The organism is Pseudomonas sp. MWU12-2020 (assembly GCF_023100605.1).
Lineage (GTDB): Bacteria > Pseudomonadota > Gammaproteobacteria > Pseudomonadales > Pseudomonadaceae > Aquipseudomonas > Aquipseudomonas fluorescens_H.
This window is the reverse complement of sequence record NZ_JALMEX010000003.1, coordinates 569,195-586,195: the sequence shown is the minus strand read 5'-3', so window position 1 is coordinate 586,195 and position 17,001 is coordinate 569,195. Positions and strand designations below refer to the sequence as shown.

The 17,001-nt window shown below is 60.3% G+C and carries 18 protein-coding genes; 12 read left to right on the top strand and 6 right to left on the bottom strand.

Annotated features, from left to right (window positions below):
- The first annotated feature begins 3 nt into the window (after positions 1-3).
- From atuC to M0814_RS10080, 6 genes are all read left to right on the top strand, one after another.
- Positions 4-1,620: a geranyl-CoA carboxylase subunit beta gene (gene atuC, locus M0814_RS10105; protein WP_103483806.1), complete on the top strand. Its 1,617-nt coding sequence runs from the start codon at positions 4-6 to the stop codon at positions 1,618-1,620.
- Positions 1,621-1,650: 30 nt separating this feature from the next.
- Positions 1,651-2,808, top strand: a complete 1,158-nt coding sequence (gene atuD, locus M0814_RS10100; protein WP_103483807.1) for a citronellyl-CoA dehydrogenase — start codon at positions 1,651-1,653, stop codon at positions 2,806-2,808.
- A complete protein-coding gene (locus M0814_RS10095) occupies positions 2,805-3,602 on the top strand; it encodes an enoyl-CoA hydratase-related protein (protein WP_103483808.1) in 798 nt (265 codons plus the stop codon). Before atuD ends, M0814_RS10095 begins: the two co-directional genes overlap by 4 nt.
- 118 nt (positions 3,603-3,720) lie before the next feature.
- On the top strand, positions 3,721-5,682 hold the full coding sequence (locus M0814_RS10090; protein ID WP_103483809.1) for an acetyl/propionyl/methylcrotonyl-CoA carboxylase subunit alpha: 1,962 nt from the start codon (positions 3,721-3,723) through the stop codon (positions 5,680-5,682).
- Positions 5,683-5,752: 70 nt separating this feature from the next.
- Positions 5,753-6,295: an exonuclease domain-containing protein gene (locus M0814_RS10085; protein WP_003226699.1), complete on the top strand. Its 543-nt coding sequence runs from the start codon at positions 5,753-5,755 to the stop codon at positions 6,293-6,295.
- A 115-nt stretch (positions 6,296-6,410) separates the two neighbouring features.
- Complete coding sequence (locus M0814_RS10080; RefSeq protein WP_003226701.1) at positions 6,411-6,695, top strand: pyrimidine/purine nucleoside phosphorylase; 285 nt, start codon at positions 6,411-6,413, stop codon at positions 6,693-6,695.
- Between the two features lie 71 nt (positions 6,696-6,766).
- Here M0814_RS10080 and M0814_RS10075 read toward each other — a convergent pair whose 3' ends face one another.
- Both M0814_RS10075 and M0814_RS10070 read right to left on the bottom strand, forming a co-directional pair.
- Positions 6,767-7,573 carry an MOSC domain-containing protein gene (locus M0814_RS10075; protein ID WP_003226703.1) on the bottom strand — a complete coding sequence of 269 codons (807 nt, stop codon included), beginning with the start codon at positions 7,571-7,573 and terminating at the stop codon, positions 6,767-6,769.
- Positions 7,574-7,762: 189 nt separating this feature from the next.
- On the bottom strand, positions 7,763-8,698 hold the full coding sequence (locus M0814_RS10070; protein WP_003226705.1) for a chemotaxis protein CheV: 936 nt from the start codon (positions 8,696-8,698) through the stop codon (positions 7,763-7,765).
- A gap of 454 nt (positions 8,699-9,152) precedes the next feature.
- On the opposite strand from M0814_RS10070, the gene M0814_RS10065 reads away from it, so the two are divergent.
- From M0814_RS10065 to M0814_RS10055, 3 genes are all read left to right on the top strand, one after another.
- Positions 9,153-9,623 carry a hypothetical protein gene (locus tag M0814_RS10065; protein WP_103483810.1) on the top strand — a complete coding sequence of 157 codons (471 nt, stop codon included), beginning with the start codon at positions 9,153-9,155 and terminating at the stop codon, positions 9,621-9,623.
- A 491-nt stretch (positions 9,624-10,114) separates the two neighbouring features.
- Positions 10,115-11,008 carry a sensor histidine kinase gene (locus M0814_RS10060; RefSeq protein ID WP_103483811.1) on the top strand — a complete coding sequence of 298 codons (894 nt, stop codon included), beginning with the start codon at positions 10,115-10,117 and terminating at the stop codon, positions 11,006-11,008.
- Positions 11,005-11,664 carry a response regulator transcription factor gene (locus M0814_RS10055; protein WP_003226712.1) on the top strand — a complete coding sequence of 220 codons (660 nt, stop codon included), beginning with the start codon at positions 11,005-11,007 and terminating at the stop codon, positions 11,662-11,664. Before M0814_RS10060 ends, M0814_RS10055 begins: the two co-directional genes overlap by 4 nt.
- Here M0814_RS10055 and yegS read toward each other — a convergent pair.
- A complete protein-coding gene (gene yegS / locus M0814_RS10050) occupies positions 11,648-12,565 on the bottom strand; it encodes a lipid kinase YegS (RefSeq protein ID WP_103483812.1) in 918 nt (305 codons plus the stop codon). The genes M0814_RS10055 and yegS overlap by 17 nt on opposite strands.
- Positions 12,566-12,883: 318 nt before the next feature.
- On the opposite strand from yegS, the gene M0814_RS10045 reads away from it, so the two are divergent.
- Positions 12,884-13,192, top strand: a complete 309-nt coding sequence (locus M0814_RS10045; RefSeq protein ID WP_177434688.1) for a hypothetical protein — start codon at positions 12,884-12,886, stop codon at positions 13,190-13,192.
- A 58-nt stretch (positions 13,193-13,250) separates the two neighbouring features.
- Here M0814_RS10045 and glp read toward each other — a convergent pair whose 3' ends face one another.
- Both glp and moaB read right to left on the bottom strand, forming a co-directional pair.
- Positions 13,251-14,477 carry a gephyrin-like molybdotransferase Glp gene (gene glp / locus M0814_RS10040; RefSeq protein ID WP_103483813.1) on the bottom strand — a complete coding sequence of 409 codons (1,227 nt, stop codon included), beginning with the start codon at positions 14,475-14,477 and terminating at the stop codon, positions 13,251-13,253.
- The gene (gene moaB, locus M0814_RS10035; RefSeq protein ID WP_103483814.1) at positions 14,461-15,000 is read right to left on the bottom strand and encodes a molybdenum cofactor biosynthesis protein B; all 540 of its coding nucleotides are present in this window, start codon (positions 14,998-15,000) and stop codon (positions 14,461-14,463) included. Before moaB ends, glp begins: the two co-directional genes overlap by 17 nt.
- Before the next feature lie 82 nt (positions 15,001-15,082).
- On the opposite strand from moaB, the gene mobA reads away from it, so the two are divergent.
- Together mobA and M0814_RS10025 are read left to right on the top strand one after the other, a co-directional pair.
- Positions 15,083-15,685, top strand: coding sequence for a molybdenum cofactor guanylyltransferase MobA (gene mobA, locus M0814_RS10030; RefSeq protein WP_103483815.1), 603 nt, complete (start codon positions 15,083-15,085; stop codon positions 15,683-15,685).
- Between the two features lie 77 nt (positions 15,686-15,762).
- Entirely contained in the window at positions 15,763-15,984 is a 222-nt protein-coding gene (locus tag M0814_RS10025) for a YgdI/YgdR family lipoprotein (protein ID WP_003226722.1), read from the top strand.
- A gap of 77 nt (positions 15,985-16,061) precedes the next feature.
- Here M0814_RS10025 and M0814_RS10020 read toward each other — a convergent pair whose 3' ends face one another.
- Complete coding sequence (locus tag M0814_RS10020) at positions 16,062-16,952, bottom strand: pseudouridine synthase (RefSeq protein WP_045122565.1); 891 nt, start codon at positions 16,950-16,952, stop codon at positions 16,062-16,064.
- Between the last annotated feature and the right edge of the window lie 49 nt (positions 16,953-17,001).

Below are 17,001 nucleotides of genomic sequence, written 5' to 3'. Positions count from 1 at the left end.
GCCATGCCGCAGATCCAGTCCCAACTCGATCCGCACAGTGAGGCCTTCGCTCGCAATCAGGCGGCGATGCTCACGGCCATCGAGCACGTCCAGCAACTGGAACAGAACCTGCTGAACAAGGCTGCCGAAGCCGAGGCGAAATTCGACAAGCGCGGGCAACTGCTGCCCCGCGAACGCCTGAATCTGCTGCTCGACCCCGGCGCACCGTTCCTCGAACTGGCGAGCCTGGCCGGCTACAAACTGCACGACGACAAGGACGGCAGCGCCGCCGGCGGTGGCCTGATTGCCGGCATCGGTTACGTGTCCGGCATACGCGCGATGGTGGTGGCCAACAACAGCGCGATCAAGGGCGGCACCATTTCCCCGACTGGCCTGAAAAAGTCCCTGCGCCTGCAACAGATCGCCCAGGAAAACAAACTGCCGGTGATCACCCTCGCCGAAAGCGGCGGGGCCAACCTCAACTATGCCGCGGAGATTTTCGTCGAGGGTGCGCGCAGCTTTGCCAATCAGGCGCGGATGTCGGCCATGGGCCTGCCGCAAATTACCGTGGTGCACGGTTCGGCCACGGCGGGTGGCGCGTATCAACCGGGGCTATCGGATTACGTGGTGGTGGTACGCGGCAAGGCCAAGCTGTTTCTTGCCGGGCCGCCGCTGCTCAAAGCCGCGACGGGCGAGGTCGCCACCGATGAAGAGCTGGGCGGCGCCGAGATGCACGCGCAAGTCGCCGGCACCGCCGAGTACCTGGCCGAGAACGATGCCGATGGCGTGCGGCTGGTGCGCGAGATCCTGCGCATGCTGCCGTGGAACGAGCAACTGCCGTGGCTGCCCGAGCCGCAATACAAGGCGCCGCTGTACCCGATCGACGAACTGCTCGGACTGATCCCCGACGACCCGAAAAAGCCCTACGACGTGCGCGAAATCATTGCGCGGATTGCTGATGAATCCGAGTTCCTTGAATTCAAGGGCGAGTTCGATCAACACACCGTTTGCGGCCAACTGAAAATCCACGGTCGCGCCTGCGGTTTGATCGGCAACAACGGCCCGATCACCCCCGCCGGGGCGAGCAAGGCCGCGCAGTTCATTCAGCTGTGCGACCAGAGCCAGACGCCGCTGCTGTTTTTCCACAACACCACCGGGTTCATGGTCGGCACCGAGTCCGAGCAGCAAGGCGTGATCAAGCACGGCTCGAAACTGATTCAAGCGGTGGCCAATGCGCGAGTGCCTAAACTGACGATTGTCGTCGGCGGTTCCTACGGTGCCGGCAATTACGCGATGTGCGGGCGCGGTCTCGATCCACGCTTCATTTTTGCCTGGCCCAACAGCCGCACCGCGGTGATGGGCGGCGCGCAGGCCGGCAAGGTGCTGCGCATCGTCACCGAGGCCAAACAGCTCAAAGAGGGCTTGGTGCCGGACCCGAAAATGCTCGACATGCTCGAACAGGTCACCGCGCAGAAACTCGACAGCCAGTCCACCGCGCTCTACGGCAGCGCCAACCTGTGGGACGACGGCCTGATCGATCCGCGCGATACGCGCACCCTGCTCGGTTACCTGCTGGATATCTGCCACGAAGCCGACATCCGCACGCTGCAACCCAACAGCTTCGGCGTCAGCCGCTTCTGACTGCCACGGATCCCAAGGAGAACAATAAAAATGATCTTCACCCCGGAACACGAAGCACTGCGCCGCACCGTCCGCCAATTCGTCGAGCACGAAATCAACCCGCACGTCGATGAATGGGAACAGGCCGGGCGCTTTCCGATCCACGAGATTTTCCGCAAGGCCGGCGACCTCGGGTTGCTGGGGATTTCCAAGCCGGAAAAATTCGGCGGCATGGGCCTCGACTACAGCTATTCGATTGTCGCCGCCGAAGAGTTTGGCACCATCCACTGCGGCGGCATTCCGATGTCGATCGGCGTACAGACCGACATGTGCACCCCGGCGCTGGCCCGCTTCGGCTCCGATGAATTGCGCGACGAATTCCTCCGCCCCGCGATTAGCGGCGAGCAGGTCGGCTGCATCGGAGTCTCGGAAGTCGGTGCCGGCTCCGACGTCGCCGGGCTCAAGACCAGCGCGCGCAAGGACGGCGACGACTACGTGATCAACGGCAGCAAGATGTGGATCACCAATTCACCGAGTGCCGACTTCATCTGCCTGCTGGCCAACACCTCGGACGACAAGCCGCACATCAACAAGTCGCTGATCATGGTGCCGATGAACACCCCGGGCATCAGCCTCAGCTCGCACCTGGACAAGCTCGGCATGCGCAGCTCGGAAACCGCCCAGGTGTTTTTCGATAACGTGCGTGTGCCGCAGCGCAACCGCATCGGCCACGAAGGCGCCGGCTTCATGATGCAGATGCTGCAGTTCCAGGAAGAACGCCTGTTCGGCGCGGCGAACATGATCAAGGGCCTGGAATATTGCGTCGACAGCACCATCGAGTACTGCAAGGAGCGCAAGACCTTCGGCAACGCGCTGATCGACAATCAGGTGATTCACTTCCGCCTCGCCGAATTGCAGACCGAAATCGAATGCCTGCGGGCGCTGGTCTATCAGGCCACCGAGCAATATGTGAAAGGTCAGGACGTCACGCGTCTGGCGTCGATGGCCAAGCTCAAGGCCGGACGCCTCGGTCGCGAAGTCAGCGACAGCTGTCTGCAATATTGGGGCGGCATGGGCTTCATGTGGGACAACCCGGTGGCCCGCGCCTATCGCGATGTGCGGCTGGTGTCGATTGGCGGCGGCGCCGACGAAATCATGCTGGGGATCATCTGCAAACTGATGGGCATCCTGCCGGGGAAAAAGAGATGAGCGCCCTGCCCGACTGCCAGACGCTGTTGCTGGAACAGCACGGCGGCGTGCTGCACATCACCCTCAATCGCCCGGAAAGCCGCAATGCGATGAGCCTGCAGATGGTCAGCGAACTGCGTGCGGTGCTGGCGGTAGTGCGTGATGACCGCGGGGTTCGCGCTCTGGTCCTCAGCGGTGCCGATGGGCATTTCTGTGCGGGTGGCGACATCAAGGACATGGCCAATGCCCGTGCCCAAGGGGCCGACGCTTACCGCGAGTTGAACCGCGCCTTTGGAGCCCTGCTGCAAGAAGCTCAGGACACACCACAAGTGCTGATCACCGTTTTACAGGGCGCAGTGCTCGGTGGTGGTTTCGGGCTGGCATGTGTCAGCGATATCGCAATGGCCGACCATCAAGCGCAGTTCGGTCTGCCGGAAACCAGCCTTGGCTTGCTACCGGCGCAGATCGCTCCGTTCGTGGTGCAACGCATCGGCCTGACCGAAACCCGTCGCCTGGCACTGACCGCCGCGCGCTTCGATGGCCATCAGGCCCGGCGGTTGGGGCTGGTACATTTTGTCGAGCAGGATCCGCAGGCGCTGGCCGAACGCCTTGATGAAGTGATCGACCATGTTCTGTGCTGCGCGCCCGAAGCGAACGCGGCAACCAAAAAGCTGCTGCTGGCCAGTGCCGGGCAGCCTTCGAGTGAATTGCTGGATGAAGCGGCGCGGTGGTTCAGCGAAGCGGTGACCGGGGCCGAAGGGATCGAGGGCACCCTGGCTTTTGTGCAAAAACGTAAACCGAAGTGGGCCCTTTAAAAGCATCGCGAGCAGGCTCGCTCCCACAGGTTTTGTGAACGATGCAAATTCCTTGTGGGAGCGGGCTTGCTCGCGAAGAGGCCAGCCAACCCACCGCCAAATACTCAGGAAGATCACCATGCCCGCCCTCCACAAAATCCTGATCGCCAACCGCGGTGAAATCGCCTGCCGCATCCAGCGCACCGCCCAGGCCCTCGGCTATCGCACCGTTGCCGTATTCAGCGATGCCGACGCCAATGCCCTGCACGTGCAGATGGCCGATCAAGCGGTGAACATCGGCGCCGCCCCGGTGCAGCAGTCCTACCTGAACATCCCGGCGATCCTCGACGCCGCCCGCCGCAGCGGTGCCGACGCGATTCATCCCGGCTATGGCTTCCTCTCGGAAAATGCCGGGTTCGCCCGCGCCTGCGCAGAAGCCGGCCTGACCTTTATCGGCCCCAGCGCCGACGCCATCGAACTGATGGGCAGCAAACGCCTGTCGAAAATCGCCATGCTCGAAGCCGGCGTACCGTGTATTGCCGGCTATCAAGGCGCCGCGCAGGACGACGCCACCTTGCTGCGCGAGGCCGAGCGCATTGGCTACCCGCTGATGATCAAGGCCAGCGCTGGCGGCGGTGGACGCGGGATGCGCCTGGTGCACAGCAGCGACGAGTTGCCGGCGCAATTGCGCACCGCCCGCTCCGAGGCGCTGAACGGTTTCGGCAGTGATGAACTGATCCTCGAACAGGCGCTGATCGAACCACGGCACGTTGAGGTACAACTGTTCGGCGATCATCGCGGCAACCTGATCTACCTCGGCGAGCGCGACTGCTCGGTGCAGCGCCGCCATCAGAAAGTCATCGAGGAAGCACCCTGCCCGGTGATGACCCACGAGTTGCGTCAGGCCATGGGCGAAGCGGCGCTCAAGGCTGGCCGAGCGGTGAATTACGTCGGTGCCGGCACCGTCGAGTTTCTGCTCGATGCCCGTGGGCAGTTCTACTTTCTGGAAATGAACACGCGTCTGCAGGTCGAGCATCCGGTGACCGAGTTGATCACCGGGCAGGATCTGGTCGCCTGGCAATTGGCCGTCGCCGAAGGGCAGCCGCTGCCGTTGACTCAGGATCAGGTCGCGCTGAACGGCCACGCCATGGAAGTGCGTTTGTATGCCGAAGATCCGACGCAGAATTTCCTGCCGCAGACCGGTCGTGTCCAGGCCTGGGAACCGGCAGTCACTCCGGGTGCGCGGATCGATCACGGCTTGCGCGAAGGTCAGTGGGTCAGTCCGTTCTACGACCCGATGCTCGGCAAACTGATTGCCCACGGCGCCACCCGCGAAGAAGCGCGGCGCAAACTGTTGCGCGCAGTGCAGGACAGCGTGCTGCTCGGCGTGCAGACCAATCAGCGTTTGCTGGTCAGCCTGCTGCAACATCCGCAGTTCATCAGCGGCGAGTTCAGCACCGCGTTCATTGCTCAGCACTTCACTGACCACCCTTGCCTGCACGCCTACGCCCCCGGTGCGGAGGAACTGGCCATCGCCGCCGTGCTGTTTTATCAGTCTGGCGCGCGGGCGCATCGTGCGCCGCTCAAGGGCTGGCGCAACAATGCCGGCGTGCCGCTCAATTTTCGTCTCGGTGTGGAAGAACGGGACTGGACCTTGCAGCTGCTTGCGGACGGCGCTGGCCGATTCACCGTGAACGTGATGCAGCGCGCGCTGGCGCTGACCGTCATCGATTGCGACGAGCGCGCTGTGACGCTGGAAGTCGACGGCCTGCGCCAGCGTCACGCCTATCGGGTCGATGGTGAAGAACTCTGGCTGTTCACCCACCCCGGCAGCCTGCGCCTGGAGGATCGAACTCATGCGCTCATCAGCAGTCAGAGCAGCGTCAGCTCCGGCACACTCAAGGCGCCGATGGACGGTGCCATCGTCGACGTGCTGGTCAGCGAAGGCAGCCCGGTCAGCAAGGGTCAGTTGCTGGTGGTGCTGGAGGCAATGAAAATGGAGCATCCGCTCAAGGCCGGCATCGACGGCGTGCTCAAGCGGGTGCAGGTCAAGGTCGGCGATCAGGTAAAAAATCGTCAGGTTCTGTTGCAGGTCGAGTGAGTCGCCAGGCGCAAACGCGAGGTTTGACTACGCTCTGATCTATCAGGACGCGTAAATCAGGAAACCTGCGATGCCCCATTGGCTGGTCATTGATCTGGAAGCCACCACAGATGAAGGTGGCTGGCCGGTTACGGAAATGGAAATCATCGAAATCGGCGCGACGCTGGTCGATCGTGCCGGTCGCGAGCAGGATCACTTTCAGCGGTTCGTCAAACCGACCCGGCGGCCATTGCTAACGCCGTTCTGTCGGGAGCTCACACACATCACCCAAGCCAACATCGACGCCGCGCAGCCGTTGAGCGAGGTCTGGCCGGCGTTCGAACGCTGGCTCGGGCAACACCAGACGCGCCTCGAGGGCTGGGCCAGTTGGGGCGATTACGACCGCAAGCAATTGCTCCAGGAGTGGCAACGCCTGCAACTCGACAGCGTACTGAGCCGGGTGCAGCACATGAACCTCAAACAGCGCTTTGCCAAGGCGCGGCGACTGGAACGACCGTTGGGCCTGAACGGCGCGCTGCAACTGGCCGGCATGCAGTTCAGCGGTCAACAGCATCGGGCCCTGGAAGATGCGCGCAACACCGCGCGGTTGCTGCCGCTGGTCTTGCCACTCTGAAGTCAGGGCGAGAACTCGCCGGACACGCCCCGGGCAGGTGACGGCGCCGGGAGCCTTGTGCATACTGGCCGGCCCTTTTTAACCCTTTTTAAGCCCCATTCAAGAGGAATCGCCCATGTTCAAAGTCAACGAGTACTTCGACGGCACCGTCAAGTCGATCGCTTTTGGCACCGCTGAAGGTCCGGCGACCATCGGCGTCATGGCCCCGGGCGAATACGAATTCGGCACCGCTCAGCGCGAAATCATGCACGTGGTCTCCGGCGCACTGACCGTCAAGCTGCCGGACAGCAGCGACTGGGAAACCTTCGCCGCCGGCAGCCAGTTCAACGTACCGGCCAACAGCAAGTTCCAGCTGAAAGTCGCCGTTGACACCGCTTACCTGTGCGAATACCGCGGCTAAGCCCACGGCTTTTCCCGGTGCAAAAAAATGCCCGTGTCCATGGACACGGGCATTTTCATTTCTGGCCTCGATTATTCGAGGATTTCCACCGGCATACCGACTTCCAGCCGACCATTGCTGTCGTTGACCAGATTCTGCCCGAACATCGCGCCATCGGCCTGGGCGCGGTACTTCTGCAAGGTCGCCAGCGGTTCGCGATCGGCACTGCGCTCCCCGGTCTGCGGATCGATGGTGGTCAGGATGCAGCGCGAGCACGGCTTGACCACCCGGAATTCGACAGCGCCGATGCGAATGCGCTTCCAGCCATCTTCGGCGAACGCCGCACTGCCTTCGATCACCAGATTCGGCCGGAAACGCAACATCTCCAGCGGCCGTCCGACCTTTTGCACCAGATCCTGCAACGACGCCTCGCCAATCAGCAATAGCGGGAAACCGTCGGCGAATGCCACCTGATCATCCTCGCGACCATAACCGGCCTGCGTCATGCGCGCGCGATCAAGTGGCACCTGCACCAGACGGGTCGGCTTGCCGATGAAATCGCTGACCCAGCGGGCCGCTTCATCACCGGCATCCGGCACGCGCAGGGTGTCACGCCAGATGGTCACGCCGCGCAGCTCGGCATCGTCCTCGGGCAACGGGATATCCAGCGCGGTGTGGTCAGGCGCACTGAGGGTCAGGCCGCCCTGCGCATTCCACAGCGCCGACAGCTGGCTCATTTTCGCTTCGGCCCGTTGGGTCAGGAAGCGGCCGCTGGCCTCGTCTACCAGCATCCAGCGTCGGTCACCTTCCAGGCCAAGTTTGTCCAGGCCAATCGATTGCAGAATCTCGGGCTTGCCGGATTTCAACGGGTAACGATAAAGCGCACTCAGACGCAGCATGTCCAGCTTCCTGATGGGCAAAAAAGCCACCCTATACGAGCTTTATCTGTGAATCAAAAGAGTTTGTGCACTGCAAACCTTGTGGGAGCGAGCCTGCTCGCGAAAGCGGAAACTCATTCAACACATGTGTCGATATGGAATCCGCCTTCGCGAGCAGGCTCGCTCCCACAGGAGGCTGAAGCGTCAGGATCAGGCTGGCACTTCATCGAGCATCAGACGCTGACGCACCACATCGACCAATTTGTCCGGCTGGAACTTGGAGAGGAAGTTGTCGCAGCCGACCTTCTTCACCATCGAGTCGTTGAAACTGCCGGACAGCGAGGTGTGCAGCACCACGTACAGGCCACGCAGGCGCGGGTCGTTGCGGATCTCGGTGGTCAGGCGATAGCCGTCCATTTCCGGCATTTCCGCGTCGGTGAACACCATCAGCAGTTTGTCGGTCATGTTCACCCCGGTATCGGCCCAGGCCTTGAGCATGTTCAGTGCCTTCAGGCCATCACTGGCGATGTGCATCTTCACCCCGAGCTGGCCAAGGGTGTCGCGCAGTTGCGACAGCGCCACATTGGAGTCGTCCACCAGCAGCACTTCGCGGCCGCGGGCACGTTCCAGCACCGGATCGTCGAGCTTGTCACGCGAGACCTTGGCGTTGTACGGGACGATCTCGGCGAGGACTTTCTCGACGTCGATGATTTCCACCAGTTGATCGTCAACCTTGCTGATCGCGGTCAGGTAATGCTGGCGCCCGGCGCTGGTCGGCGGCGGCAGAATGGCTTCCCAGTTCATGTTGACGATGCGATCCACGCCACCGACAAGGAAAGCCTGCACCGAACGGTTGTACTCGGTGACGATGATGGTGCTGTTCGGGCCCGGCACCAGCGGACGCATGCCGATCGCCTGGGACAGGTCGATCACCGGCAGCGTCTGGCCGCGCAGGTTGACCACGCCGCAGACAAACGGGTGGCGCTGCGGCATCAGGGTCAGCTTCGGCAATTGCAGAACTTCCTGAACCTTGAACACGTTGATCGCGAACAATTGGCGTCCGGCCAGTCGAAACATGAGAATTTCCAGGCGATTCTCACCCACCAGTTGCGTGCGTTGGTCTACCGTGTCGAGAATGCCGGCCATCAATGACTCCTGGGCTTGTTCTGATGAATTCACTATTGAGGGGTTATCGGCTGTTTATGGCGATTCTTGATCCCCATAGAAATCAGTATCAAAATGCCATACACAGGCATTGATGTCACATTAACATCATGCTTTACTGGCTCGGTGTTTTCATCTGCTACATTCTCTTCTGGCGCGACCACGGTTGGCGTCACAGGTTCCCGCGTGTAAGGGAATCCCCTAGTAACAATCAGGCCCAACCTGATGTTCGCAATATCCAATAGCCATTAATGTGACGCCATTCTCATTGCATGAACGGAGTCAGGCTATTGTGTGCGATCGCAGGTCAGTGGAACCTTACCCTCTGGAAAACCTCAGCCAGTGCACTTGCACGGTGGGGCGCGATCTCCCGACGATTCATGATCGTCGACACACACGGCATTCCCTCATCAGACATGACGCTGTGGAGATAAGCATGCCAATCGACCGCAAAGACTGGGCACAACGCTTCCCCGAATTTCTCGTCGAAGCTGAAACACTCCTGGCCAAGTCCGAAGAATGCCTGAGCCACCTGCAACTGATCAGCAACGACAAGGACGCCATCGACTGCATGCGCAGCACCCTGCTCAAGCTTGCGAGCCGTGCAGAAGCGTTGGCACTGGAGGCGATTTCCGAGTTTTCCCTGCATATTCACAGCCTGCTCGACCACGCGCCGGAACATATCGACCTGCATGCACAGGCTCTGGATGCGCTCAAAGACTGTTTCACCCTGATGGCCTGGCAAATCGAACTGGTCGATCAGAACACTGGCCAGTTGAGCCTGGACGCTAGCGAACAGACCTCCCTGATCGAAGCCTTCGCGTTCCAGGTAGGTCAAGGTGAATTTCAGCCGTCACTTGCGACTCAACCGTTGTCACTCATGTCTTATTCGGAACGGCAGGCCTGATTCAGTGCTGAAATTGCACGAATCCAGATAGCTGATCCGCACCGCTGAATGTCGCAATTGAATAGTTCATACCTGCCAGCGACAAACCGAATTAAATAATCACACCTGACACCAGCGGAAATTTTCCTGCGGCCTCAGGGTTTGCCTGTGTCCGTGTAACGATCAACTTCGAGCAACATCGATATCTATCGAACACAATAAAGCGACTTTTCCATTATGGAACTCACGTCCAACATGGCCTCTTTCATGACTCAATGGACATATATGGCAAACGCGACCAACGGTATCTTAAGTGGTATTATGCCGGCCATTAGTTGCTTTCAATTTAATGGCACAGTGATTCAGTGACAGGCATCCATCGAAGTTTGCGGTCAAATGTCGTTCACTGACCCCGGTTAAAATCAATAACATAATTGACAGCATTTTCAGACAGAGATCCGCCCGCCACCGGCCGGTCTGCCCGCAGCGAACATCTATTGGCTCCATCCGTTATGTACGCCAGCCTCAAGTCAATCACCACATGGCCACCCTCCCGGGAAAATGCACGCCGGTTCACTCTCATATTGTGTGTCAGCGCAGCCGTTGGCAGCTTGCTGACCTACGGTTTTGCGGCGCCACTCTCGCTCGGTCTGCTGCTGTTGAACATCGCCGCCACCGCTTGTGTCTGGGTGCAATATCGGCTGTCACGCAAATCGATCAAGTTCCAGCCTCAGGAGCTCGCCGACCGCTTGCTGGAAGTCCAGGAAAACGAACGGCACCGGCTCAGCCGCGAACTGCACGACGATATCGGTCAGTTGCTGACGGCGGCCAAGCTGCAAAGCGAATGGCTGAAAAGACGTCTGCCGCAAGACCTGCAAGAGCAATGCTCGACACTCAGCGACACCCTTGAGGAAACCCTGAACAAGGTGCGCGACGTGTCGGCTATCCTCAATCCGCGCCAACTGACCAGCCTCGGGCTGGAGGCCAGTCTGCGTGCGCACTTGCTCAAGACTCTGGCCAACACGCCGGTGCACTGGAGCCTCGATTGCCAGCAGCGGCTCAACGGGATTCCCGAAGAAATGGCAGTCGCCGCCTTTCGCATTGCCCAGGAAGCGGTCACCAACATTCTGCGTCACGCGCAGGCCAGCAACCTGTTGATCCGCGTGCAACGACTGCCGCAAGGCCTGACGTTGTTGATCAGTGACGATGGCCAAGGGTTTGCGCCTGCTGCGGATCCGGGGCGGGAAGGACAGCGCGGCATGGCCGGGATGGCCGAAAGGATCGAACAGTTGGGCGGCACGCTGAACGTCATCAGCGAGCCGGGCAAAGGTACTCAAATCGAAGCACTATTCCCCTGGGCGCCCCGTGCACTCGAGCGGGCCAGTACGAATAAGGTTATGCGTTGACTTGTAACTTACTTCTGGTGGATGACCACTCGCTGATCAGGGCCGGCGTGCGTGCTCTGGTGCTCGACATTCCCGGTTACGCGGTCGTTGGCGAAGCCAGCGATGGCTCGCAGCTGCTCGAAATGGTCGAGCAACTGGTACCCGATATCGTGTTGCTGGATATCTCGATGAAGGAAACCGGAGGCCTGGAAGCCCTGCAACGGCTCAAGCGCGTGCGGCCACAAAGCAAGGTACTGATCCTGTCGATGCATACCGATCCGGCGCTGATCATGCAGGCACTGGAATCCGGGGCGCACGGTTATCTGCTCAAGGACACGACGGCCACCGAGCTTGAACATGCCCTCGAAGCCCTGCGCAACAACGAACGCTACCTGAGCCCGGCGATCGCCCACACCGTGATCAATCAGGCGCTGACCCGCACGCAGAAAAACCAGCCGGAAGTGGCCGACTCGCACAACCTGACGGCACGCCAGCTGGAGATCCTGCGGTTGATCGTACGCGGCAAATCCACCCGGGAAATCGCCAACGGTCTGGGCCTGAGCATCAAGACTGTCGAAACCCATCGTTCGCAGATCATGAAACGCCTGCAGATCTACGACGTGGCGGGCCTGGTACTGTTCGCGGTACGCGAGCAGATCATCAGCCTGGACGACTGACCGACCGGGCACTGCCCAACAGCGGCGAATGCTCGGGCAAGTGCACCCGCAATGCTCCCGGACGGGCCTCGAAGCGCAGGCTTTCGCCTATCAGCGGCTCGCCGTCAAGATTGATGCTCAAGCCCTCAGCGACCTTGATTTCAACCCAGGGCAAGCGGGCGCGCACAAACATGTTATCGAGGCCGAAACCATCGCTGAGCAGATTCTTCAGCGTGCCCACCAACTCCTGTGGCGCGGGCAGAATGCTGATGTCCAACAGGCCATCATCCGCCAGCGCCTGCGGGCACAATACGTGTCCACCGCCCGCCTGGCGGCCGTTGCCGATACCCAACGCGAGCAGCTCGCCACGCCAGTGAAAGTCCGGCCCCTGCAGTTCGCCATAGGCCGCGTGCAACTCACTGAAGCGCGATAAACCGGTGAACAGATAGGCGGCCCCACCCAACACTTTTTTCAGATCCTCGGACGTATTGGCCGTCACCTGGCTACCGAAACCACCGGTGGCCATGTTGAGGAAAATCTGCCCGCCAACTTCGCCCAGATCAATATCACGCGGCGGTACATCGAGAAGCTCAAGTGCCTCGGCCGGCTCCAGCGGGATCCCCGCCGCGCGGGAAAAGTCGTTGGCCGTGCCCAGCGGCAGCAGCACCAGACTGGCCTTGTGCGCATGCGCCGCCAGGGCTTCAGCGATATCCCGCAACGTACCATCACCACCCCCGGCGATGATCTGCCGATAACCGCCTGCCAGTGCCTCCTCCACCAGACGCTGAGCGTCACCCGCCTCCCAGGTCAGACGCACTGCCAGCTCCCAGCCCTGCTCGCGCTTTGCTTCGACGGCGGCGCGCACCGCCTCATTGAGTGCCTGCTTGCCATGCAAAATCAACAGCGCCCTGCGCTCACTCATAACGGTCACTCCCCACGGTTGAATCGGTATGAAACATCTTGACCTCTGGCACCCGCAAAAAAGCCATGGCAATCCCATTTAATTCAAACGATTGCCTGTTGCAGTCCTACACAGCGGTATTTTTTCTTACGATATGTGAGGAATCGGCTCAATTGACCAGACTCGATCATTGATTCACCGTGTGCAGGTGGTATCAATCTTCGATTTAACAACACAAGGACGTGCAGGTAATGAGTGGATACACCCTCGGTGCTGGTGACAGTTGGAATGACGGGAAGGCCAGCGCGCTTACATTTGAAACAGCCGATGGACATCTCCATGTCCAGCCATGAAGCCAAAATTCCAACTAGTCCGATTGTCCCTCTCGGTGAAAGTCGCACCAGTCACAAATCCGATTTCAAAAAAAACGCCAGAACCGCTGGAGAAGTTGATATGGAACCGCGCGTGACCGAACTGGAAACCCACCTCAAATACATTCGTCGCGATATGGACGAAGTCCGCGGGGATGTAAAGACCATCAAGCACCGTCTCGCCTATTCGGCGGGTGCTACGGCGGTGGTCTTGGGACTGTTGGGATGGGTTGCCAACAGCCGGTTCGATCAGTTGGTCACACTGATGAGCCATTGACGGAAGAAATGCAGGCATCGACTCGGTATTGGTCGAGCCTGCAGTCACCAGGCGCGGATCAGCCGAGCAGGTCGCTCAATGGAATGAACCCAACCTCATCGCCTTCTGCCAGCGTACGGCCTTCCAGCACTTCTACCAGGCCATCCGCCCAGGCCGCACTGCGCAGCACACCGGAACTTTGATTGCGGTAAATGACTGCCCGCCCTTGTTCGAGTCGACCGCGCAAGTATTCGCGCCGATTGCCGGCCACAGGCCAGACGAAGCCTGCCGGCACCGTAAACTTCAGAGGTTCTGAATCCTGTACGCCCTGACGCCTCAGCAAATAGGGCCGCGCGAGCAGAGCAAAGGTCACCAGAGTCGAAGCAGGGTTACCCGGCAGGCCGATGACCGGCACTTTGCGAAAATGGCCGAAGGTCAGCGGTTTGCCCGGTTTGATTGCCAGTTTCCACAGCGCCAGCTCGCCCTCTTCCCTCAACGCGATGCCAAGAAAATCCGCTTCGCCCACCGAAACGCCGCCGGTCGACAGAATCAGGTCGACATCCTGCAAGTCGCCCAAACGCGCCCGCGTAGTGGCCAGATCGTCCGGAAGAATGCCGGCATCAATCACCTCACAACCCAGGCGCTGCAACCAACTGCACAACACCACCCGATTACTGTTGTAAATCTGCCCCGGCCCCAACGGCTGACCCGGCTCGACCAGTTCATCGCCGGTGGACAGCACCGCGACTCGCACCTTGCGTACAACATTCAGGCCGGCACTCCCCAGCGACGCCGCCAGACCTTGCTCGATCGGTCCCAGTCGGGTACCTGCCGCCAGGATCAACTCACCGATAGTGGTTTCCTGCCCCTGCGGGCGAATGTTCTGACCGACACTCATGGTTTCGATGAAGCGCACGCTGCCGTCGGTCAGGACCTCGGCGTTCTCCTGCATTTCCACGCAATCGGCCCCGGCTGGCACTGGCGCACCGGTGAAGATCCGCGCGCAGGTACCGGGCTTCAATGGCTCAGGCGCCTGCCCGGCGAACACTTTCTGGCTGACCGGCAGCGGTTCGCCGGTCCAGTCCGCCAGATTCAGGGCATAACCGTCCATGGCGCTGTTTGGCCAGGGCGGCAGATCCAGAGTCGAAATCAGGTCGTCGCCCAGCACCCGCCCCTCTACTTCAGCCAACGGCAGAAACTCGCGCTCGACAATCGGCGAAGCGTCAGCCATTTCCAGCAGGCGGGCCAGCGCTTCCTCGACAGGCATCAGACTGCCAGTCTTGCCCGGCTTACCCACGGGATTCACAAGGCGCTGCCTGTTTCAGGTGAGGTACGAAATTGCATGGGCGATGCCGAGAGTCCAGCTGTTCGGCGAGAATCCCGTCCCAACCGGTGCGCACCGCATTGGTTGAACCTGGCAGGCAGCACACCAGCGTGCCATTGGCCAGACCGGCCAGAGCTCGCGACTGCACGGTTGACGTACCGATATCAGCCACCGAGATCTGGCGGAACAGTTCACCGAATCCGTCAACCTGCTTGTCGAGCAGACAAGCTATGGCTTCAGGCGTGCTGTCACGCCCGGTAAAACCGGTGCCGCCGGTAATCAACACAACCTGCACCACGTCCTCGGCAATCCAGTGGGCAACTTGCGCGCGGATCTTGTACAGATCATCTTTGAGCAGGACCCGCTCGGCCAGACGGTGGCCGGCAGCGGTCAGACGGTCGACGAAGACCTGGCCTGATGTGTCGGTTTCCAGGGTTCGGGTATCGCTGACAGTCAGCACCGCAATGTTCAGCGGCGCAAAAGGTACATCGGCCTTGGCTTTCATTAGGCTCGTCCAGTTGTAGGAGAAACAGCCCGGTGTTATATCACAGCGCCCGAATTTTTCGCCGCCCTGCTGGAGAGCTGCCATGACCTCGAATACGCCATTGCCCCCTTGTTCCATTTTGCTCCTGGCAGGCGGACGCGGCCAGCGCATGGGCGGCCAGGACAAAGGGCTGATCGAGTGGCAGGGTGAGCCGCTGATTGCGCACTTGCAGCGCAAGGTCCGGCCGCTGACTGACGATCTGATCATCTCCTGCAATCGCAATCGTGAGCGCTATGCCGCGTACGCCGATCAATTGGTCAGCGATGAAGAGGGCGATTTTCCCGGTCCTCTGGCCGGTATCCTTGCCGGACTCAAAGCCGCCCGCCTGCCGCACTTGCTGGTGCTGCCCTGCGATGTGCCGCGAATCGACGCAGCACTGCTGCAGGACATGCGTGAAACCGCCGCCCAGTTTCCTGACAAACCTTTAATGCTGCGTCACGATGACCATTGGGAACCGCTGCTGTGTGTGATTCCGGTCGCGCTGCTGCCCGTGTTCGAAACCGCCTGGAATACCGGCGAACGCAGCCCTGGCCGGGTCATGCGCAACCTCGGCGCGACGGCCCTGCAATGCCCCGACAATGACCCGCGACTGGCCAACCTGAACACCCCCGAACTGTTAAATGCGCATAACACTGTGTCAGACTGACAGCACTCAAGGAACTCTCACGCCTTGTACACGTCTCAAGCTCAGTAACCAAAGTATTCCCATTCGGAGACACACCCATGACTCAACGGACCCTCGCCACTTTCATGCTCGCACTGGGCCTGGCAACTCTCGCTGGTTGCTCGTCGCCAACAGTGATCACCTTGAATGACGGTCGCGAAATCCAGGCCGTCGACACCCCGAAATACGATGAAGATTCGGGCTTCTACGAGTTCAAACAACTCGACGGCAAAGAGACCCGCATCAACAAGGATCAGGTTCGTACCGTTAAAGAGCTGTAAGCTTTACGTCGACACCGGATACAGAAAAGCCCGCATCAATGCGGGCTTTTTCATGGGAGCGGGGAAAGTGAATGGCGTCACCACTGCAAGGTGATCTGACTTTCGAACTCGCGTTCTTCGCCGGTCACCGGGTCGACAAACCGCAGCCCCTGTGCCAACAGCTTCAACGGATTGGCATAGTCATCCTCAACGTCTTTCAACACATCCGGGTAGAACGGATCATTACAGATACTCGCCCCTAGCGCGGTCATATGCACCCTTAGCTGATGCTTCTTGCCGGTCACCGGGTACAGGCCGTAGCGCCACAGATCACCATTCTTTTCCCGGACTTCCACCGCCGTTTCAGTATTGGCGACACCTGGGCCTTCCTGCATGCGGAAGAACGGTTCGCCGTCGATCAGGCGACTTTTGTGCACCAGGGGAAATTCCAGTTCCGGCAGCGCACGGGCGATCGCTTCATAACGTTTATCGATCTGCCGGGTCGGGAACAACGACTGATAAGCCGAGCGGGTTTGCGGGTTGGCGGAAAAGATCACCAGCCCCGCCGTGTGCCGGTCAATGCGGTGCAGTGGCACCAGATGCGGATTATCGAGGCGACGGATCAGACGGCGCAGCAACGTCTGCTCGACGTATTCACCGGCGGGTGTCACCGGCAGAAAATGCGGTTTGTCCGCCACCACCAGATGCTCGTCCGCATACAGGATCGACTCGAGCACCGGAATCGGTTTTTCATCCGGCACTTCGCGGAAGTAGTGAATGCGCAGGCCTTCCTTGTACGGCAGATCCACCGCAATCGGCTGCCCCTGACCATCCAGCACCCGGCCCCGGGCGATTCTGTCCAGCCATTGCTCCCGGCTGATCGCACTGAAATGCTCACACAGGCAATCCAGCACGGTAAGCCACGCACCGGGAGGCAGGTAAAGGGTGCTGGCCTGATTCTGAGCAGCGGAAAATGTTGGTGTGGACATACGGAAATTCGAACCCTCAATGCAGGCCGGCATTATCCAACACTGAGCG